At 38.3% G+C, this 21,307-nt stretch carries 21 protein-coding genes and 1 riboswitch; of the genes, 1 reads left to right on the forward strand and 20 read right to left on the reverse strand.

Annotated elements, in window-relative coordinates; genetic code table 11:
* Positions 1 to 234 precede the first annotated feature (234 nt).
* The 18 genes from IGJ27_RS12015 to IGJ27_RS12100 form a co-directional block, all read right to left on the reverse strand.
* Positions 235 to 1,797 carry a C40 family peptidase gene (locus IGJ27_RS12015; RefSeq protein ID WP_063627634.1) on the reverse strand — a complete coding sequence of 521 codons (1,563 nt, stop codon included), beginning with the start codon at positions 1,795 to 1,797 and terminating at the stop codon, positions 235 to 237.
* A 217-nt stretch (positions 1,798 to 2,014) separates the two neighbouring features.
* The gene (mreD, locus tag IGJ27_RS12020; protein WP_178306319.1) at positions 2,015 to 2,524 is read right to left on the reverse strand and encodes a rod shape-determining protein MreD; all 510 of its coding nucleotides are present in this window, start codon (positions 2,522 to 2,524) and stop codon (positions 2,015 to 2,017) included.
* A 3-nt stretch (positions 2,525 to 2,527) separates the two neighbouring features.
* Positions 2,528 to 3,382, reverse strand: a complete 855-nt coding sequence (gene mreC / locus IGJ27_RS12025; RefSeq protein ID WP_010720591.1) for a rod shape-determining protein MreC — start codon at positions 3,380 to 3,382, stop codon at positions 2,528 to 2,530.
* Between the two features lie 155 nt (positions 3,383 to 3,537).
* Positions 3,538 to 4,173, reverse strand: coding sequence for a thiamine diphosphokinase (locus IGJ27_RS12030; protein WP_178306318.1), 636 nt, complete (start codon positions 4,171 to 4,173; stop codon positions 3,538 to 3,540).
* Complete coding sequence (rpe, locus tag IGJ27_RS12035) at positions 4,174 to 4,824, reverse strand: ribulose-phosphate 3-epimerase (protein WP_010720593.1); 651 nt, start codon at positions 4,822 to 4,824, stop codon at positions 4,174 to 4,176. It abuts the gene before it with no gap.
* A 12-nt stretch (positions 4,825 to 4,836) separates the two neighbouring features.
* Positions 4,837 to 5,736 carry a ribosome small subunit-dependent GTPase A gene (gene rsgA / locus IGJ27_RS12040; protein ID WP_010720594.1) on the reverse strand — a complete coding sequence of 300 codons (900 nt, stop codon included), beginning with the start codon at positions 5,734 to 5,736 and terminating at the stop codon, positions 4,837 to 4,839.
* A gap of 128 nt (positions 5,737 to 5,864) precedes the next feature.
* Entirely contained in the window at positions 5,865 to 7,898 is a 2,034-nt protein-coding gene (gene pknB / locus IGJ27_RS12045) for a Stk1 family PASTA domain-containing Ser/Thr kinase (RefSeq protein ID WP_096708658.1), read from the reverse strand.
* The gene (locus IGJ27_RS12050) at positions 7,895 to 8,635 is read right to left on the reverse strand and encodes a Stp1/IreP family PP2C-type Ser/Thr phosphatase (protein ID WP_010720596.1); all 741 of its coding nucleotides are present in this window, start codon (positions 8,633 to 8,635) and stop codon (positions 7,895 to 7,897) included. The genes pknB and IGJ27_RS12050 overlap by 4 nt, the downstream gene beginning before the upstream one ends.
* 12 nt (positions 8,636 to 8,647) lie before the next feature.
* Positions 8,648 to 10,006 carry a 16S rRNA (cytosine(967)-C(5))-methyltransferase RsmB gene (rsmB, locus tag IGJ27_RS12055; protein ID WP_178306317.1) on the reverse strand — a complete coding sequence of 453 codons (1,359 nt, stop codon included), beginning with the start codon at positions 10,004 to 10,006 and terminating at the stop codon, positions 8,648 to 8,650.
* Entirely contained in the window at positions 10,006 to 10,947 is a 942-nt protein-coding gene (gene fmt, locus IGJ27_RS12060; RefSeq protein ID WP_010737278.1) for a methionyl-tRNA formyltransferase, read from the reverse strand. Before fmt ends, rsmB begins: the two co-directional genes overlap by 1 nt.
* Entirely contained in the window at positions 10,940 to 11,431 is a 492-nt protein-coding gene (def, locus tag IGJ27_RS12065) for a peptide deformylase (protein ID WP_010720599.1), read from the reverse strand. The genes fmt and def overlap by 8 nt, the downstream gene beginning before the upstream one ends.
* Before the next feature lie 13 nt (positions 11,432 to 11,444).
* A complete protein-coding gene (gene priA / locus IGJ27_RS12070; RefSeq protein WP_178306316.1) occupies positions 11,445 to 13,853 on the reverse strand; it encodes a primosomal protein N' in 2,409 nt (802 codons plus the stop codon).
* A 245-nt stretch (positions 13,854 to 14,098) separates the two neighbouring features.
* A complete protein-coding gene (gene rpoZ, locus IGJ27_RS12075) occupies positions 14,099 to 14,404 on the reverse strand; it encodes a DNA-directed RNA polymerase subunit omega (protein WP_010720601.1) in 306 nt (101 codons plus the stop codon).
* A gap of 4 nt (positions 14,405 to 14,408) precedes the next feature.
* Entirely contained in the window at positions 14,409 to 15,023 is a 615-nt protein-coding gene (gene gmk / locus IGJ27_RS12080) for a guanylate kinase (RefSeq protein WP_010720602.1), read from the reverse strand.
* A 302-nt stretch (positions 15,024 to 15,325) separates the two neighbouring features.
* A complete protein-coding gene (locus IGJ27_RS12085; RefSeq protein ID WP_010720603.1) occupies positions 15,326 to 15,610 on the reverse strand; it encodes a hypothetical protein in 285 nt (94 codons plus the stop codon).
* A gap of 16 nt (positions 15,611 to 15,626) precedes the next feature.
* On the reverse strand, positions 15,627 to 16,517 hold the full coding sequence (locus tag IGJ27_RS12090) for a YicC/YloC family endoribonuclease (RefSeq protein ID WP_063627638.1): 891 nt from the start codon (positions 16,515 to 16,517) through the stop codon (positions 15,627 to 15,629).
* Positions 16,518 to 16,535: 18 nt separating this feature from the next.
* Entirely contained in the window at positions 16,536 to 16,754 is a 219-nt protein-coding gene (locus IGJ27_RS12095) for a YdbC family protein (RefSeq protein WP_010720605.1), read from the reverse strand.
* Positions 16,724 to 18,439 (reverse strand): patatin-like phospholipase family protein, encoded by a 1,716-nt coding sequence (locus IGJ27_RS12100; RefSeq protein ID WP_096709826.1) that lies wholly within the window; start codon positions 18,437 to 18,439, stop codon positions 16,724 to 16,726. The genes IGJ27_RS12095 and IGJ27_RS12100 overlap by 31 nt, the downstream gene beginning before the upstream one ends.
* 261 nt (positions 18,440 to 18,700) lie before the next feature.
* On the opposite strand from IGJ27_RS12100, the gene IGJ27_RS12105 reads away from it, so the two are divergent.
* On the forward strand, positions 18,701 to 19,477 hold the full coding sequence (locus IGJ27_RS12105; protein ID WP_010720607.1) for a hypothetical protein: 777 nt from the start codon (positions 18,701 to 18,703) through the stop codon (positions 19,475 to 19,477).
* A 76-nt stretch (positions 19,478 to 19,553) separates the two neighbouring features.
* Here the strand turns inward: IGJ27_RS12105 and thiT are convergent, their stop codons facing one another.
* Together thiT and IGJ27_RS12115 are read right to left on the reverse strand one after the other, a co-directional pair.
* Positions 19,554 to 20,114 (reverse strand): energy-coupled thiamine transporter ThiT, encoded by a 561-nt coding sequence (gene thiT / locus IGJ27_RS12110; protein WP_010720608.1) that lies wholly within the window; start codon positions 20,112 to 20,114, stop codon positions 19,554 to 19,556.
* A gap of 84 nt (positions 20,115 to 20,198) precedes the next feature.
* Positions 20,199 to 20,300: riboswitch (TPP riboswitch) on the reverse strand.
* A gap of 17 nt (positions 20,301 to 20,317) precedes the next feature.
* Positions 20,318 to 21,286, reverse strand: a complete 969-nt coding sequence (locus IGJ27_RS12115; RefSeq protein ID WP_010737274.1) for a ribose-phosphate diphosphokinase — start codon at positions 21,284 to 21,286, stop codon at positions 20,318 to 20,320.
* Positions 21,287 to 21,307: the final 21 nt, after the last annotated feature.

A 21,307-nucleotide genomic window follows, 5' to 3' on the forward strand; every position in this document is an offset into this window, starting at 1 on the left:
ATTATTTTATAGCTACATATAAACTTCATTCTTTACTCACTGATTGCATTACAGACTAAAAAAAGACACGTTGTCAAAGGATATTGGTAAAAAGAAATCTTAGAATCATAGGATGTCATTTTTATACTTTTTAAACCATAAAAAAGATGTTGGTGAATTTCACCAACATCAAAAAGAATAAAGCCACAAAAAAATGAACAGGAAGATTTCTCCTCCTGTTCATTCTATTTATTATTACATACTTACTGCAAAATCAGGTGTGTACCATTGAACTGAACCAACTTTAACATTTTCACCTGGTTGAGGTGCATGGATATATTGTCCGCCACCTAATGAAATAGCTACGTGATAAGTTCCGCCAGCAGAACCCCAGAATAACAAGTCTCCAGCTTTTGCTTGAGAAACTGAAATTTTTGTTCCAGCTGATTCTTGAGGTACTGTCCAACCACCGATGTCACGGCCAGTTACTTGTAAATATACATAGCGTGTAAATCCAGAACAGTCAAAGCCACTTGGATCTTTACCACCCCATACATATGGAGTACCAATATATTTGTAAGCTTCTGCTACAATCGCAGCGCCGTTCACACTACCAGAAGGATTTGGTGCTGGTGTTGGAGCAGGCGTTGGTGTAGGTGTTGGAGCTGGTGTTACAGTATTATTGTTATTGTTGTTATTTGTTGTACTGTTATTAGTGCTATTATTAGTGCTGTTATTAGTACTATTGTTTGTATTATTATTTACATTTGTATTAGAGCTGCTTGAACTGCTTTCTGTATTCGCAGGTGTTGACTCTTGTGTAGAAGATTCAGGAACTGTTGATTCTTCTGTTGAAGATGATTCAGTAGAAGAAGAGCCAGTTGATGAATTTTCTGTTGTTGTAGAAGATTCAGTAGATGTTGATTCTTCTGTTGTTGAAGACTCAGGAGCTTTTGATTCTTCACTTGAAGATTGTGCAGCTGATGAGCTTTCTGTTGTAGTTGATGCTGATGATGAAGCTTGTGTTTGTGCAGCTTGTGCAGCAGCTTGTTCACGTGCTTCTTTTTCAGCTTTTTCTTGAGCTGCTTGTTGACGAGCTTGTTCTGCTAAGCGAGCTTGTTCACGGATACGTGCTTGCTCTGCTTCAGCTTCAGCTTTCTTACGGTTCAAGTCAGCTTTCTTATCTTCTGCTGTTGCTTGTTCAGCAGCCAATGAAGTTTTCAAGACATTTAAGTCAGCTTGTTTTGCTAATAAGTCGCCTTTTTGTGACTCTAAAGCAGCTTGGTTGTCAGCAAGTTCTTTTTGTTTTGCTTCATTTTCAGCTTTTTTCGCTTCTACTGCTTGTTTGTCTTCTTTTTGTTGTTGTACTAAGTCTTGGTTTGCTTTAACGATTGTAGACATTGCTTGGATACGACCAACAGCATCTGCTAATGAATCTGCATTTAACACAGCGTCAATATAGTTTGAACTAGTATTTTTTACTTGTGTTTCACGTGCTTGTTTTTGGATTGTTGCTTCACGTTTTTCAATACGTTCTTGTAAATCTTTGATTTCTTGTTTTAATTGAGCAGATTCTTTACGCAATGTATCTTGTTTAGTTAATAAATCTTGCGCTTTTGTGTTAATAGCAGAAACTTGACCTTCTAATGCTTCAATTTGTGATTGTGCACTTGCTTGTTGGTTTTGTAAGTCTGCAATTTTTTTGTCTTGTTGTTGTATCTGAGAATCAAAATCGTCCGCCGCGGCAGCGATCGGTGATCCTACGGCAGTTAAAGCGATTGAACTTAGCATTACCGCTGATAATAAACTCTTTTTCACTCTTCATTCCTCCGACTGGCTTAATTTAATAAATATCTAAATATATTTAAGTCTTTCTTAACGATATAAAAATTGTACCATAGCAGTATGTCAACGATATAATAGTTATGTTACAAAAACATTTCAAAATAAAATCTTAAAATGACAAACATGTAAGTTTCAATGATTATTCACAAAATATGACATTTATTTCAGAAATCAGTACAAAAAAAAGAAATTATTCATCACTGAATAATTTCTTGAATGGAAAAACAAAAACTGCGAATAGAATCATCGTTAATAATAAAGTTGGCCCAAGATATCTAGTAATAAAGTAAGTGTTATTTACAGATACTAATTTGAAAATCAATTGTACAGCTAAAGTGAACAACTCATACCCCGTAACAAAAATAATCATACTAAAAAATTCTGTAAAGATATTAAAGTGGATATAAGAACTCATCGAATACATAATAAAGACCATCAGTGGTAATGCCACCACATAGATCCCGATTACACCGATATAGTAGGTATCAAAGATTGCTCCAAGGACGACCGTTGTAATCAATAAATACCTTTTAGGAAATTTCATACTGCAAAACAGCAAAGCCAAAATGAGAAAATGGGCACTAGCCATGTATTGCCCATTTGACCACTCGACAAACATTCTAGTCAAATGCCCATCGATCAACATCAATAAGAACAATACAACTGGCAAGTAATATTTCATTGTATCTTTTTTCAGCATAGGTTAATCCTCCACCAGTCGTTGCACGATCGTCACAACTGGCAGATCATACATTCCAGCGTAAGGCTTAACATATACTTCACGATCCAAGCCATAACTATCTGGTTTGGTCTTGATGACTGTTCCGATCGGCAGATCTGCTGGTGAGTTCCCACCTAAGCCAGAAGTTTGAACGACGTCGCCTTCTTTGATATTCGTATCTCCAGTTAATTGTGTCACGACTAACGCTTGCAGTTTTTCGTCATAGTTTTTCAATAATCCAAACGCTTCTCCACTAGAAGAAGATACCCGAACTGGGAAATGATTCGAACTTTCATTTGACGAAGTCAGCAGCTCGATCTTAGAAGAAGTACGATTGACTTCAACTACTCGACCAATTAATCCTTTTTGTGCCATTACCGCCATGTTCACTTCAATGCCATCTTTTGATCCTTTATCAACGATCAACATATCTTGCCAAGTATCTGGTGAGCGTGTAATCACATTCGCCGTTACTTTTTCATAGTTAGTCAATGTTTGATTTAAGTTAAGTTCTTTCTTTAATGCTTCGATTTCTTTTTGGTCATTTTTATTTTTTAATGCTAACTCATCATAACTATCGATTTTCTCTTTTAATCGCTCATTTTCAGAATAAGTCGTGAAAAGATTATGGACTGAATCCACTCCATTTTCGACCCATCTTACGGGCGCAGAGATTGCACGGTCAACAAATGAAACACTGTCATTGACAAAAGACTGGAAGAAATTAGGTTTTCCTTCATTCGCTCGTTGCGCGGCAGTCACACTTAAGATTGTCACCACAATGATAACAATGATTAAGGTAATAATAATATTTTTATTAGGATTGAACTTCTTCACAAAGACACCTCGAATTAATTAGACTCTTATGGTCAATTTTATCACTAATTGAGGCGAAACAAAAGGTATGACACCTCTCTTAAGCTTTTTTTTAGTAAATAATTTGACTTGTCATTTTTAACTATTTCTGTTGTATTTACTCGGTTAGAGCAAACTTAATCTTTACTTTGAATCACTGCGACCATCCCAGTTGAAAAGGAAAAATCAGCCGTATCTGAAACAAATTCATTGCTTGCATAAGAAGTTGCTTGGCTCACATTAGTTGTTTCCAGTTCATACTTGCTCTTTTGGATGGACAGCTCTGTTACAGGCGTCAAACAACAATAGGCCAAATAACGCATTTTATCCATTTTGGTAATCACATGTTTGCCAGGTAAATAGTAGGTGACATGATTTTGACGATCCCAAATAATGATCTTTTGAGCATGTGGTTTAAATCTTGGTTCTAACGGTAGCCAAAGGTTAGCAAGCAGGTGATCCAATCGACCACCAGTTGCGCCAATGATCGTGATTGTTGCTTCTGGATATCGTTCAATGGCTTGACACAACCCCAACTGCGTATCTGTATCATCTTTTTCTGCTGGTGCTTGGATCAGTTCATTCGTTGCTTGTTCAACTTGTTTTTTTTCATCTACCGATAACGAATCAAAGTCACCGATTGCTAAATCTAAGGGGAAATTGTTTTGAAGAAGATACCATGCACCACGATCAATGCCTACATAACAGTCATAACTGTTTTGTAGTTCTGGCCAATTTTCAGGAGAACCACCTGCCACTAATAAAACCTGCATTTATTTCAATGCCTCTTTTAACTGGTTGATTTGTCCCACTGGATCTTCTGAGTTATAGATATAAGAACCGGCAACGAAAACATCTGCTCCAGCTTTTTGACAAATTTGTGCGGTTTCAGGAACGATACCGCCATCTACTTCAATGGAATAATGCCAATTATTTTGCTCGCGTAATTCTGATAATTCAGCAATTTTCTCTACCGTTTCTTCAATGAAACTTTGTCCACCAAATCCTGGGTTAACAGTCATCACTAAGACCTGATCTGCTATCGGTAAAACATGTTTGATCATCGTTATAGGTGTGCCTGGATTAATCACGACTCCTGATTTCACGCCTAGATCTTTCATCATTTGCAATGCTCGATGAATGTGTGGAGTGGCTTCCACATGCACCGTGATGATATCTGCTCCAGCCTTCGCAAACGCCGGAATATATTTTTCCGGGTCAACAATCATCAAATGCACGTCTAGTGGTAACTTAGTAATTGGTCGAATAGCTTGTACGATATTGGGGCCAAATGTAATATTTGGAACAAATTGTCCATCCATTACATCTACATGGATGTAATCTGCCCCTCCTTTTTCTACTAGTTCGATGTCTCTTTGTAAATTAGAAAAATCTGCGCTTAAGATAGATGGTGCTATTTTCATTAATGCTTCCTCCTATTTTCGTTTACCTTCTTTTTTAGAATAGATTGGTTTTCGATTTTCGACTTCCTGTAAAAATTGCAAATAGTTCTCATAACGTGTTTGGGCAATCTCACCTGTTTCGACCTGGCGTTTCACCTCGCACCCAGGCTCTTTAGCATGCATGCATTCTCTAAAACGGCAATGGTTCGATGCACTGACAAATTCAGGAAATTGTTTTGGTAATTCAGTCGTTTCGATCGTCAAAAAATCGATCGAGCTGAATCCTGGTGTATCTGCTACTAAACCATCATACAATGGGAGTAATTCCACATGTCTCGTTGTATGTCTCCCACGTCCTAAAGAATCAGAGATTTCCCCCGTTTCTAAGTTTAGATCTGGCGAAATTTGGTTTAAGAGTGTAGATTTTCCAGCACCAGATTGGCCCATAAAAACGGTCAATCGTTCTGGGAAGTAACGAATTAATTCTGCAGTATCTCCAGGATATTTCGGAACAATCACTGGATAACCGATCGTTTCATACGTTTGCTTGATCTCATCGATTTGCTGTTCGTTTGAAGCGAGATCTGTTTTTGTCAAAAATATGACAGGTTCAATGGATTCATATTCTAAAGTCACTAGAAAGCGATCCAATAAATTATAAGAAAAATTTGGTTCTACCAAGCTTGTAACTACGACACCTAAATCGACATTTGCTACCGGTGGACGCACCAGTTGATTTTTACGAGGCATCACTTCTAACAAATAACCATCCGTCTTGTTTTCGCTTTCAAATAGTACTTGGTCACCCACTAACGGAGTGATTTTTCGATTACGAAAGTTTCCTCGTCCTCTCGTTTGATAGGTCTCACCGTCTGAGTGTACATAATAAAACCCACTAATTGCTTTTCTGATTTGTCCTTTGATGTATGCCACCTCCAGTTTTCCTTATTTTACCACAGGAAAGAAAAATCATGTGGCGTTCCTGACAAGAAACTTAGCGAAACTCAATAAAAAATAGCAGAGCACGTTTAGAAACGCTCTGCTATTTTTTATTGTTATTACTATTTGGATGAAGACGACGTGCTTTCTTCTTTAGACGTAGTAGTACTTGAACTTTCTTTGCTGCTTGACGATTCTTTGGTTGAACTTGATGATTCTTTTGATTCTTTGGTTGGTTCTGGTCCTTTTGAATAAATGACATTGACGATCGTTCCTGGAGTAATCGATGCCCCCACGCCAGGAGCTGTTCGGATCACTTTATCTTTTTCTACGGTATCAGAATATTCATAAGACTCATGTCCGATGTATTCTGCGCCAATACTTGATAAATAACTTTGTGCATCACTTTTCGTATAGCCTGAAATATCATTTAATGTTTTCGCATTTGGTCCTTGACTAACGACAAAACTGATATAGCTATTTTCAGTCAATGGTTCACCGTAACTAGGTAATTGGCTAATGATTGAACCAGCTGGAACCGTATCGCTGTAATCATACGTCTCACTGATCCTTTTATAACCATTTGAGCTCAATATCCCACGAACGGTGTCATAATTTTGACCAGTATAATCCCCCATCGTTGGTTGCGCACCTTGGCTCACAACAAATGTGATCTTATCTGTCGTTGGATCGACTTCCGTTCCTTCTTCATCCGACTGGGAAATGATTCGTCCATTTTCTACTTCATCACTGAACTCGTCTTTTTTCTCGATACTATCAGCTGGAAAACCAAGCTTCTTCAATCGGCTACTTACTTCGTCAAAATTCATCCCAGTATAATCATCTAACTTGACTTTTTTCTTACCTGTGCTGACGTAAAGGGTAACTTCACGGTTTTGTTTCACTGTAGTTCCCGCTGCTGGGTCCGTTTTGACAACGTCTCCTTCTTCGATTTGTTCATCAGGGATCTCTTCGGTTTTTGTTGCTACTTCTAATTTAGCTTTTGCTAAAGTATCTCTGGCAGACGCTTCTGATAATCCCGAAACGTCAGGAATTTCGACTTCTCCACGACCTCCAGAAGCAAAAAAGACGGCTGTTCCGATTCCTAATAAGGCTAAGATCACCAATAAAATAATCCACCACTTTTTATGCTTTTTACTCTTTGGATCAGGAAGTGTCTCTTCTGCCATCACAGGAGTTTCTTCTGATTTTTCTTTAGGTAATGGCATGGATTTAAATGACTCTGGCATTGGTGTATCTTCTTCTAATGGTGTGATCACTTGAGTTTCTTTGGTCATTGCTTGTGGCACCCATTTGGCTTCATTTGCCCGAGCAGGAGACAGCGCTGTTGCTAAGTCTTCTGACATTTCTTCTGCTGTTTTATATCGATCTGCCGGTTCTTTTGCAGTAGCTTTCAATACCACATTTTCTAAAGCTTGCGGCGTTGTTGGGTCTAGATCCTTGATTGAAGGTAACTCATCTTGGAAATGCTTCAAGGCAATCGTTACTGCAGACTCACCATCAAAAGGAACACTGCCAGTTAATAATTCGTAAAGAATGATCCCTAAGGCATAGATATCTGATTGTTTCGTAGCCATACTTCCTCTAGCTTGTTCAGGAGATAAGTAATGGACAGAGCCTAACATCGTATTCGTTTGTGTGATCGATGTTTCAGATAATGCGATTGCTATACCAAAATCAGTGATTTTGACCACGCCCTCATTATCGATCAAGACATTTTGTGGTTTCAAATCACGATGAATGATTTGGTGCGTATGTGCTAAAGAAATAGCTGATAAAATTTGTTGCATAATATTGACTGCTGTATCATAAGGAACAGGATAATGGGTTTGAATATAGCGTTTCAGGTCCATTCCTTTTACATATTCCATCACGAGATACTGCATGTTGTCTTCTTCTCCAACATCATACACACTAACAATATTAGGATGAACTAGTTCAGTCGCAGCTAGTGCTTCTCGTTGGAATCGTCTAATTGCCGTTTGATCATTTTGGAAATCGAATCGTAACACTTTGACTGCGACATCACGATCTAAAATAAGGTCATGGGCTAGAAAAACATTTGCCATGCCCCCACTACCAATATTTCCAGTGATTTGATAACGACCATTCAACTTTTTGCCTAACTCAATCATGCTACGTCCTCCTTGTATTCGATCAGAAGAACGGTAATATTATCTGCTCCGCCTGCTTCATTTGCACGTTCGATTAATTCTGTTACCTTGTCGAACAAAGCCCCTTCTTGATTGATAATCGTTCCAATCGTTTCTTCAGATAACATGTTCGTTAACCCATCCGAACACAACAACAAACGATCTTTTAATTGCCAAATATAAGTCGATACATCGACTTCTACAGATCCTGGCATTCCTACAGAACGAGTTAAAATATTTTTTCGTGGGTGGTTCGCTGCCATTTCTTCACTGATTTCTCCAGATTTTACTAGTTCATTCACTAAAGAATGATCTTCTGTCAGTTGAATGATTTTATCTTCACGGATCAAGTAGGCACGGCTATCCCCCACATGAGCAATAGTAAACTGATCTTCTGATAAAGCTGCTGCTACGATCGTCGTTCCCATCCCATTGTATTCTGGTTGCTCTTGGCCACGTTGATAAATACGAGTATTTTCTTCTTGGATCGTTTGGATGAACCATTGCGCTACTTTTTCGTCATCACTTAAACTTAGATTTTCCCAAGCAGTTCCTAAGTTTGTCACTGCCATCTGGCTCGCGATATCACCTGCACGATGACCGCCCATTCCATCTGCCAATACTGCTAGTTTAATTCCAGCTTGATTCGTAAAAACACTCGCATAGTCTTGATTTGTATTACGTCGTCTTCCTACATCTGATTGATATTCAATCTGCATTCTTTCACCTCATTACTTTTTACGCAAACAACAAATGAAAAACCCATCTGTATAGAACTGATGTGGGTATAAAGTCAACATTTTATCTTCGATTGATGATTGTAGCACAGGATCAACTAAAACATCAATCCTTTCAAAATCAGTATGTCGCTGTAAAAATGTTTCAATGACTTCTTGGTTTTCCTCTTTAAGAATCGTACAAGTACTATAAGTTAATATTCCAGAAGATTTTAACACAGATGCACAACTTTCCAAAATCGCCAATTGGATCGCTGGTAAATTAGCTAACTCGCTGGCATTTTTTTTATAACGAATATCCGGTTTTCTTCTCAATAGTCCTAATCCTGAGCAAGGGGCATCAACTAAGATACGATCAAATGTTTCAGCTGAAAATTCCTCTTTCACTTCACGTGCATCCATTTTTTGTGCATAAACAGTTGTAAAAACACCTAAGCGTTCCGCATTTTCTTCGATGAGTTTTACTTTATGTTCATGAACATCCAGTGCTGTAACTTCGCCACCACATGTTGGATCTAAAAACGTGGCAATATGCGTTGTTTTTCCTCCTGGTGCCGCACAAGCATCTAAAACATGATGTTCTGGCTCGATTTGCATAGCGGGTGCGACCAGCATCGAACTTTCATCTTGGATCGTCATGACCCCGTCATGGAATAAGGAACTAGATGCTAAATGTCCTTTTTCAGCAATTACCCCATAAGGACTAAGCTTACTTGCTGTCGCTGAAATTTCTTCTGCTTGGAGTGTCTCGATTGCTTGTTCTCTAGGGTATTGTCTGATATCTACTCGACCACTGACGTGACTTGGCTGGTAGAGGGAAAGTCCTAATTTTTCCGTTTCTTCATAACCGATTTGATCAGTCAATCGCTTGGTTAACCAAATCGGTAAACTGATTTTTACGGATAAGCGTTCAATCGGATCACCGATTTGTTCAACATCTGGTTTACCTTGTCGTTGATAATTTCTTAAAACACCATTTACAAATTTCCCAGTACCAGGATTTCCCTTGATCTTAGCAATTTCGACCGCTTCATTTAAAATCGCATGAGCTGGAACTTTATCTAGAAATTCCAACTGATAAACTGACAAATAAAGTAATGTTTTAACCCAATCATCCACTTTTTTTGCTTTTGCTATCAATGGAGCGACATAAAATTCCAGTAAAAGTTGACGACTGATCGTTCCATAGACCAATTCAGTAAACAAGCCAACATCTTTTTGATTTAAATCCCCTTGATTGATCATTTCGTTCAATAATAAATTAGAATAAGCACCGCCCTTGTTTACTCTTTCAAGGGTGATCAGTGCCATATAACGAACAGATTTTTTCATTTTTTTTGGTATTTTTGCCATTATTTCACCTGCTGCCCAATCATTACCTGTTGTCCACTACCATTCAAAAACTCATTGATCGCTTGTTTTCCTTTACCTGCTGGCTGTAATTCTTTGATTGCCAACACCGTTTGTTTACCACAAGCAATCCACAGATTTTTCTTATCTTTTTTGATGATGGTCCCTGGCTCCGCCGTAGTTTTCTCAGCTAACGCTTCTACATTTAAAAGTTTCCAACGGGTTTGTTCGTATGTCGTAAATGCAATCGGCCATGGTCGCATCCCACGGACTTGGTTGTCGATCTCTTCTGCTGTCTTGTTCCAATCAATTGCTTCTTGCTCCCGTGTGATATTTGGCGAAAAAGTTACCTTTGATTCATCTTGTGGACGTGGACTCAAATTTCCATTCAAAATATCAGGTAATGTTTTAAGTAATAGTTGTTTCCCTAATGCACTTAACTTTTCAAACATGGTTCCCACATCGTCTTGTTTAGTGATTGGTAAACTTTCTTGAGCATAAATGCCCCCTGCATCCATCTTTTTGATCATTTCCATGATCGTTACACCGGTTTCTTTTTCCCCGTTGATAATCGAGTAATGAACTGGCGCTCCTCCTCGATATTTTGGCAATAAAGATGCATGTACATTTATAGCTCCGTGAACAGGTGCCTGTAATAATTTTTCTGGTAAAAATTGACCAAATGCAGCTGTGATAATCACATCTGGTTGTAGGGCAATGATTTTTTCCATTTCTTCTGAACCAGAGATTTTTTCAGGTTGTAAAACCAATAAACCGTGTTTCACGGCTGCTTCTTTTACTGGGGTAGGGGTGATGATTTTTTTACGTCCCACAGGGCGATCAGGTTGTGTCACGACTGCGACTACTTCATACCCTTCTTCTAATAAGCCTTCAAGGATCGGTACTGAAAAAGCTGGCGTTCCCATAAATACTAATTTAGTCATCAAGATGTTCCTCCATATACTCTTCTAATTCGGCTTCTGGAATTTGCTCAATCATTTTTTCAACGAATAATATACCGTCTAAATGGTCGATCTCATGCTGAAAGGCACGAGCTAAGTAACCAAAGGCTACTACTTCGATTTCTTCGCCTTCACGATCATAATAGCGAACCGTTACTTCGTCAAACCGTTTGACGGTCCCATAAACATGAGGGATGCTTAAGCAACCTTCTACATCAATGCTTTCTCCCTTTGCATCAATAATTTCTGGATTGATTAATTCAAACTTTTCACCTTCATCTACTTCTACGATTGCAACTCGCTTGTTTTGACCAACTTGTGGAGCGGCAATGCCAATACCGTCGTTAGCAACCATCGTTTCATATAGGTTATCTAGTAAAGTAATTGTTTCATCTGTGATCACATCGATTGGTTGTGCGACACGTTTCAATTTATCATTGGGGTGGATCAATATAGGATAGCGCATGTAAATTCCCTTCTTAAATAAAGTGTAATGGTTCATTATCAATCGCGACAAATAATCCTTGTCGTTGTTCTTTTTGGCTCTGGTCTAAAATATTTTTTAAGATATTCGCTAAATTAGGCTCATGTTTATATTTAATGATCAACTGGTAATAGTACCGATTTTTTACCCGATTCACTGTACTAGGGGTCGGTCCTAATAACAAGCTTTGATTTCCTAACACTTGACGTAACTGATTCGCAACCTCAAAAATCTTCTTAGCAGCAACCTGTTCTTTCTCATGGCTGGTCGTGATTTTGACAGTAAAATAATAAGGTGGGTATCCACTACGATGTCGGACGGCCATTTCTTGTTGATAGAATCGCTCATAATTTTGTTCTTTTGCTAATTCAATTGCATAATGTTGCGGATTAAAGGTTTGGATAATCACTTCGCCTGCTTTTTCGGCTCGGCCTGCCCTTCCCGAAACTTGCGTAAGCAATTGGAACGTATGCTCGCTTGAACGAAAATCAGGCAAGTTAAGAGAAGTATCAGCATTCAAAACGCCGACCAACGTCACATCAGGAAAATCCAACCCTTTGGCAATCATTTGCGTCCCCAGTAAGATATTCGCCTTTTTTTGACCGAATTGTTGCAAGATGCGTTCATGCGCACCTTTCTTTCTGGTCGTATCAACATCCATACGTAAAACACCAGCTTCTGGGAAAAGGGTCTTTAATTCTTCTTCGACTTTTTGGGTCCCTGTTCCATAGTAACGAATTTTATTCCCTCCACAGTTAGGACAACGGTGTGGGATTGGTTCTTCATGTCCACAGTAATGACAACGCATGGAGTGGGTGTCCATATGAAGGGTCAGAGAAATATCACAGTTGGGACAAGGTAAAACAAAACCACAATCCCGACACATCACAAAGGAAGAATATCCTCGCCGATTTAGTAACAGCACAATCTGTTCTTTTTTCGCCAAACGGTCTTGGATTTTTGCTTGTAACTGTTTGGAAAATGTGGACGTATTATGTTGTTGCAATTCTTGTCGCATGTCAACAACTTCAATTGTTGGAAGTTGAGCAGACAAGTTGGCTCTTTGACTCAAATGGAGTAATTCATACAGCCCTTTTTGTGCTCGAGCACGTGATTCAAGAGATGGTGTCGCACTTCCTAGTACTACTGGACAATGATGATAATTTCCACGCCAAATCGCTAGATCTCTGGCATGATAACGTGGCGTTTCATCTTGTTTATAGCTTGATTCATGTTCTTCATCAATGATGATCAATCCGATATTTTCTAAAGGGGCAAAAATTGCCGAGCGGGCGCCAACAACAACCTGGGCTTCATTTCTTTCGATTTTACGCCACTCATCGTATTTTTCTCCCTGAGATAGCCCGCTATGTAAGACAGCTACCGCCTCTCCAAAACGCCCTTTAAAACGCTCTACCATTTGTGGTGTCAAAGCAATTTCAGGAACAAGCATAATCGCTGTTTTATTTTGAGCTAATACCTCAGCAATGGCCTGTAGATAAACTTCTGTTTTTCCACTTCCAGTAATTCCTTCTAATAAAAAAGTGTGACTCTTCTCTTGTTGCCCTGCTTCAACGATACGTTCTACTGCATGTTGTTGTTCTTTATTTAGCTGGAATGCTTGTGTTTGTTCAAACGTGCGATTTTTATAAGGATCACGATAACTTTCTACTTCTTCAAAAGTTAACCAGCCTTTGTCTTTTCCTTGATTCAAAGTTGCCGTGCTGATACCTTTTTCTTTGTAATAGCTAATTGGTTCAGCCTTTTTTTGCTCAGATAAGCAAAGCAGAAGTTCTTTTTGTTTCTTCGCATTCGCTCTTAACTTTCCCCACTCTTCCTCAAGCTGGACACTATTCAAATTTGAGCGGATCAAACGAATCGTTTTGACTTTGTTCTTCGTGTGTACTTCATATCTGATATCTACTAACTTGTCCTGACGCCAACGGATCAATTGGGATAAAATGCCCTCTTCTTGCGCTTCTTTCCAGGAGATTTCTGTTCGTCCTTTAAAGAATGCCTGGACGTCCGCCGCTTCACTTACAGGATAGATTTGTTTGTCATAGGATGCTTTCATGACAGCAGGAAGCATCGTTTGTAAGCAAGTGATCTTAAACGCATAAGTGATCGTCTTCATATAATCAGCCAATTGAAGTAGTTCTTGATTAACCACAGGTGCTAAATCTAATACTTGGACAATCGCTTTTAAATTTTTTTGTTCGATGCTATCTTGTACTCGCAAACCTACAACGAACCCTTGAACATGACGGTTGCCGTTACCAAAAGGAACTTCTACTCGCATCCCGACTTGAATCGCCGTTTCTACTTCAGAAGGAACCAGATAGGTGAAAGGCTGATCGGTTTGCATAGTGGGTACATCGACGATAACATCAGCTGTGATTGGCATGGTTTCCTTCCTCCTTTAGTTACTCTATCAAATAGACAAAATCGTTCTTGCCTATTTTACTAGAGATTGCTTGGTTTGTCTTATTTTCTGATGAATCCTTACAAAAAATTAACGGCGCAGCAGCATTCCGCAGAAAAGTCATTCTTATATGCTAAAACGTGATCCTAAAAAGAAGCCGAAATTCCACAAAAATTTGAGAATACAAATTTCGGAAATTTCGGCTTATCCAAAGAATCTAGCACTTTTTATTGGTTTTGCTCTTCACGGATACGTGACTCTAACTCTTGTTGTTCACGATCTTTTTTGGCTTTACGCTCTTCATCTTCCATTCTCAAGCGTTCCCGTTTTAATTCAGGATGAGGATCATTGATCACATTTCCTGCTTCGATTTCTTCTAATGCCTGTCCAACACTTTTTACTGATTCAAATGAATCCATCGTAGGTTGTGCTTTTGCATCTAGCTCGTGTGCACGTTTGCTTGCTAAGATAACTAGAGAATATTTTGAATTTACGCGATCTAACAATGAGTCGATTGAAGGTTTTAACATCATAAGACTACATCTCCTTTAACATTTTGATATATTTGCCGATCACACGGTCGACACGAAAGTGTTCACTGGCAATGATATTTTTGATTCGTTCTACCGCCAGGGGTACCTGGTCATTGACTACGGCATAATCATATAGTGCCATCATTTCAATTTCTTCTTTGGCAACTTTCATTCGTTCTTCGATTACTTCATCTGCATCTGTCCCACGGCCAACGATTCTTGATTTTAATTCGGCTAAATCGGGAGGAGTTAGGAAGATAAATACGCCATCTGGTACTTTTTCTTTGACTTGTTGAGCACCTTGGACTTCGATTTCTAAAAATACATCTTTTCCTTCGTCCAATGTTTTATTGACATAAGACAAAGGTGTTCCATAATAATTCCCTACATATTCAGCATATTCCAGCATTTCTCCGGCTTCGATCATTGCTTCGAATTCTTCTTTGCTTCTAAAGTAGTAATCGACTCCTTCGACTTCTCCTTCACGCATCTTACGAGTAGTCATTGAAATCGAATATTGGAAATCATTATCCTCACTCTCAAAAATTGCTTTTCGCACTGTGCCTTTTCCTACACCTGATGGTCCAGACAACACGATTAATAATCCACGCTCTGACATGACGACGTCCTTTCAACTAGTCTTTTTATACTAACGTTTATTTTGCACTTTTTTTCGACAACTTTCAAGGGCATCTTTGATTATAGCAAAAAAAAGCGCCTTTGACTGGCAAAACCTTTGCTTTTCACTCGGGCTTTCGATGATAGTGATTAACTATCAAGTTCATCCTTCATTCAAAAGTTCAAAAAAGGTCCCTCTCACCTTACAGATTCTAACTGAGCAGCATTCTTTTTCAAAAAAATAGTGAGAAGCGCAACATATGGTTGCAGCTCTTCTCACTAACATGCCGATTACCGTCGTTTTTAAAAACCCATGTTTGACAAGGTATTGACAACACCCATGATCTCATCTTTTCGAGAGAGTGCTTTTTCAGTTGGGTCTTTCACTTCTTCTGCATCGATTCTCACAATAAATTGACGATTCATCGTCACATAAGTCCCATCGTTAACTAACAATTGGATTTCTTTCTCCGTCACTTGCGCACAGGCATCTTGCCAAGCTTCAAATCCTGCTTTTTCAGAAGGAACATTTCTTTTGATGACCGTTTTCCCACTTAATTCATGAAACGTGATATCATAATAGTTCATTTTTTTCGTCTCCTTGCTATTCAATATTTTGGATCTGTTCTCGGATTTTTTCTAAAATCGTTTTTAACTGGATCACTTGGTTTTTGATTTCAATCGCACTTGATTTTGAACCAATCGTATTGATTTCTCGATTCATTTCTTGGATCAAAAAGTCAAGTTCTCTGCCAACTGGCTGTTTTACTTGAAGTAATTCATCCAATTTGCCGATATGGATCACTAAGCGATCCAATTCTTCATGAATATCTCCTCGCTCTAATAAAATAGCGAGTTCAGTCAGCAATCTTTGTTGATCGACCGTTGCTCCCAAGTAATCTTCTAGTTTCTTTTGATATTTTTCCTGATACTCTTGTTCGTATAACTCAACAAACTGTTGTAAGTCATTTAATACTTGTTTCAGTTCATCACTGTTTTTCTGAATGATCGCCTCTAAGGCTGTCCCTTCTTTTTGGCGACTTTTTTCAATTTCAGCTAGTGCTTCATGGACCGTTTCTAAAACCAAGGCTGTCAGTTCATCCATATTGTTTTCATTTTTTTCTTCAATCACGACAAAAGATTCATTCGTTGTCAAAGTTTCTAATAGACGTCCAATCTGTAATTGCTGTTTCTCTCCATAACGTTGGGTTATTCCTTCAGTTAAGTTCGTCATCAGCTCGTCAATCAAATTCCAATCAACAAAAACTTGTTTTTGATTTTGTCCCAAATACGTCAGATTGATAAAAACTTCGACTCGACCTCGACTTAAATGTTGTTTCATCAATTGGCGAATATCATTTTCGAGATAATTTAACAATTTAGGACTACGTATTTGCATATCTAAAAAGCGTTGATTGACACTTTTGATCTCAACTTCTATTTGATACTCTGCGGTTTCACGGGTGGCTTTACCAAAACCAGTCATACTTTTCATTCAACAGGGTCCTTTCTGTTACATATTTTCGATAGCTTTTTGTAATGCCTCAAATTCTTCATTGGTTAGAGTAAGCCCTTTACCCATTTTCTCATGTTCGGGCGCCCAGTCACGAAGATCGAATTTAGGTGGGCGGCCATTCCAGCTGACTAGGTTCAGCTCTTTTCGCCATCCTTTATTATTTTCGGATAAAACAGCGATCTCTTCTATGATTTCGTAGGAAAATTCTTGTGCCATGGTTGTTCCTCCTTTAGATAAAGTAAATATAAATTCAATAGGGTGTCAAATAACTGCGTATGAAGCTTAGATTGAAGTTGCTCGTTCTTTTTTTGTTTAACTAAATGAGCAATTTCATTGATTTGTTCCTGTTCACTCTTTTGCTTTTTTTGGTATTTTTGGACTCTGCGCCACTCATTACTATTTAATTGTCCGACCTCTCGAATCATTTGATCGAAAAATGAACTTGATTCTTTTTGAATGATCTGTTCGATCAATTCATCTACATCATAAACTTTATTCGGTAAAACGAGCTTTTTTTTGGCTAATAGTTCAAGCATCGCCACCCCGCATGTTTCAATTACTACCCTGTCTTTATATATATTACGCAGAGTTTGCCAAAATTTTGGTTGTTGAACAAAAGTTGTTTCTAGCTGAAGATCATTCACTAGATAGCTTAAAAATTTACGCCAATATTGTTCTGCAAGTTTCGTTGAATAGAACGTATACCAATTCCCCTCAAAATCACCTAACTTTTTTTTCATTTCCAGATAGCCTAATTGGAGATTGAATTGGTTTCTCTGCCGATCAAAAATCAAGAAGGTTCCCAATGACCAATTAGAGCGGCAGAGCCATGGAACAGTCTCTTCTGGTATCGTAATCTTCTTAGTCACTCCGGGACCGTCCACATCTACTATTAAGCACTCCGTTGCCCCTTCTTTAATTGCTACATCCACAGGCAAATTATTTCGATAACCACCATCAATATATTTTTGTCCAGCAATGTTTCGATAACTCATAGCGGGATAAAACGAAGCCGAAGCTAGGATCCAATCAGCAATTTCATTGGTTGCCAATTGCTGGATCGGTGTCACCACTTCTTTAAAATCAGGAAGTCGAGTCGAAACGGTAAATAAACGAGGACTTTTCATTTTTAAAATCTTCTCAGCATCTAATTTACTTTTGAGTAACTTTTCTAAAGGGGTGATTGAGGCTCCCCCCTTGATAATTGCTGCTCTCGTCATTTGCCGTGTTTCTTGGATAAACCTTTTCCGTAGATCTTCTGATAATGCAGTTTCTGGTAGCTGTAATACTTGATTCGTTGCGAGGGATTGCCATAAAGAAAGAGCTTGCGATAAATCATCTTGCAAGATCAATACACCGTTTAACGCACCAACTGAAGTTCCCGTAATTACTTCAAAATGAATCTGATGTTCTTTTAACGTTTGCCAAACACCGATTTGATAGGCACCATGAGCGCCACCGCCACCTAATACTAAACCAATATGATAGGTCAGTTTTTTTTGCCAAATTGTCTGAGCTAACTGATTGTCTTGCGTATAACCATGATGAGATAGGAGTGTCTGCCAATATGTCGACAGTGGTTCAATCCATTGAAAAGAACAATATTTTTTGAAATAAAAACGGGAACACCACTCTATCTCTTTAAAAAAAAGCGTCCAACCAGGCATGTCACCCACCACTAGCACATTTTTAATCAGCCATTGTTCACTGGTTCGTTCGGCAATAAAATAAAGGGTATGTTTGTTACCGATCATCCGCCAAGCTTGCCTTTTCTTTGTTGCCAACCAAAAGGCATCACGGCTTTCCTGATGGGTAGCATAAAAGGGTAGCAATTGTTTGGCTCGTTGAAGTGTAGAGTAGAGGACTGTTTTTTCTGAACCGTACACTTGTTGAATCAGCATAATCTTCTCCTTTTTTATTATAACAAGACAAATATATTCTTTTAAAGTATACTATTTTTTTGAGAAATACTAAAATGAATACATTGTTCTTGTAAAAGCTATAACAAAATCCATTCCATCCATTTATACAAAAACAATGAAAATGTCCATGTTTATCACAAAAAAAGTGATTTTGTAATGGAATTTTAAAATAAAAGAAACAAGCTTTTTTTTAATAAATGTTGTAAAATGAAAGTGATAATGAGTGAGAGGAGGAGCATGATGTCTGAGTCAGTTTATGTACATATTGATACTACTAGCAATGCGGTTGTGACTAAGGGGCTGACTATTAGTGATTTTTCAAACAACATCGTGCATTTCCCACAAAATTTATTGTTATTAGATCCTTCAGAAAATGCTGGTGAATACGAATCCCATACTGGGTTGAAAGTGATTCGTGGAACAGAAAATATCCAACGCTTTTTCTCTTCTGCACGTAATCGTAATCATTCGAGTGATTTAAAATGGATCGATTTTAACGACTTAACGATGCTGAAAGAATTAACGCCATTAGAAATTTCAGAATTGTTATATTTTGGACACATGAAGACCCATCTTCACTCACCATTTTTTTATAAATTACAAAATAATTTCGTCTACTTCGATCTTAACGATCAATTAGAACGAATCTATTACCGCTATTTAGATGAATTTTATCGGATTTTTGCCAATAAACTAAGTATCATCTTGTCAAAAAAAATCAATGAGAAAAAATCGTTTTTCAAACGAGATATTCCTGTCGAAAAAATTAGTGTGGAATTACTGAAGAATATGCGTAATTTGATGCAAGAAGGAATCATTTTTTCTTTTGAACAAGGTGGATTGATCGATAACGATTATCATATCCCGATCTATGTCATTGAAGATTATATTTGGAAGCTAAAAGGAACAAGATACCTTGATGAAGAAGCAATTGGCACCTTAGTTTATCATGCAGAAGAAAAACGCTGGGAGCTTGTAGGAGAAGCTGCGGAACTCAACTATACCCCTTTAAGCTGATGCTTGGATGTTCCATCATTTTATACTTATAAAAAAAGAGCCTAGACACTTTTATAGTGACTGAGGCTCTTTTCGTTTATTTTTTCCCGATGAACAAAGCTGGAACTGTCCGACCGATCCCAAGCAAAACAACCATTGTAACAATTCCTGTAGCCAAGGCACTTGCACCATTCATGACTAAAGAAAAGAGCCATGGATTCATTCCCCACAAAGCATAACTTCCCCAAAAAACGACGCCTGCGACAAAATGCCAGAAATATCTAGCACCAACACCAACTAAAGTTCCTAATATAATAGTGGTTGTCATCCCTTTTTTATTGCCCATCGTTAGACTGTTTTGCAGCCTTTTAGCGAACACTCCTGCAAATCCTGCAAAGGTAAAAGCAATCGGATACTCGATCAATACTTGAATGACACTGAGATAATACACTTGTCCTGTTGGAAAATGTAAAATCCCCCAAATAAATCCTGATAAAATCCCTGCCTTCCAACCTCTTCTTAACGCAAACAATGTCAGTGGAATCTGTCCTAATGAAATCTCAAAGCTACTACCTATTTGAAGAGGAATAAAGGATAACACCATCGCTAGTGCAGCTACAAGTGTCCCCTCAATCCATACTTTATATTTTTTCTCCATAAAAAAACTTCCTCCGTTCATTTGAAATCACAAAGGAGGAAGTAAATACAACATACTTCTACAACTAACGTTACATGACTAACGTCAATTGATCGTCACAATTCCTACGCTCGCATAACCGATACAGGTACGAAGGGTTTAGAAAAACTTCAATCTCAGCCTCACAAGGCTCCCCTTTGTGATACTATTCAATTTTTTAATTCTTATTTTTTTGTTTCAAACAATGGACTAACAGGTTTGTTTTCGTGGATACGTTTAATTGCATCACCCATCAAACCACCGACACTTACTTCATCGATTTTTTCGATCTTACGGTCATCTGGCAGATAGATCGAATCTGTTACAACTAAGCGTTCAATCGCAGAATCTTCAATACGCTGTAAAGCTGGTCCAGATAATACTGGATGTGTACATGATGCGTAGACACTTACTGCGCCTGCTTCTTTTAGTGCATTAGCCGCTAAGGTAATCGTCCCTGCTGTATCGATCATATCATCAATCAATACACAAGTTTTTCCTTCTACTTGCCCAATAATATTCATTACTTCTGCTACGTTTGCTTTTGGACGGCGTTTATCAATAATCGCAATTGGTGCTTTTAAAAATTCAGCCAATTTACGCGCACGAGTTACACCACCATGGTCAGGTGATACAACTACTACATCGTCCCCTTTAATCCCTTTTTCTAAGAAATAATTTGCAATCAATGGTGCACCCATCAAGTGATCAACAGGAATATCAAAGAATCCTTGGATTTGGACAGCATGCAAATCAAGCGTCAACATTCTAGTTGCTCCAGCTTTTTGAATCATGTTCGCCACAAGTTTTGCAGTGATGGGTTCTCTGGCACGAGCTTTACGATCTTGACGTGCATATCCATAGTAAGGCATTACTACGTTAATCGTTTTTGCACTGGCACGTTTCAAGGCATCAATCATGATCAGCAATTCCATTAAATTATCATTTACAGGACTACTCGTTGACTGAATAACATAAACATGTGATCCGCGAATACTTTCTTCAATATTCACTTGGATTTCTCCATCACTAAATTGAGTAACCGATGATTTACCCAATTCGACACCGACAGCTGCAGCAATTTTTTCTGCTAACGGACGATTTGAATTTAACGCAAAAATTTTTAATCTTGGGTCAAAGTAATGTTTTGACATGGGGACCTCCACTTTCTTTTT

The organism is Enterococcus sp. DIV1726a (assembly GCF_051710985.1).
Taxonomy (GTDB): domain Bacteria; phylum Bacillota; class Bacilli; order Lactobacillales; family Enterococcaceae; genus Enterococcus_B; species Enterococcus_B hirae.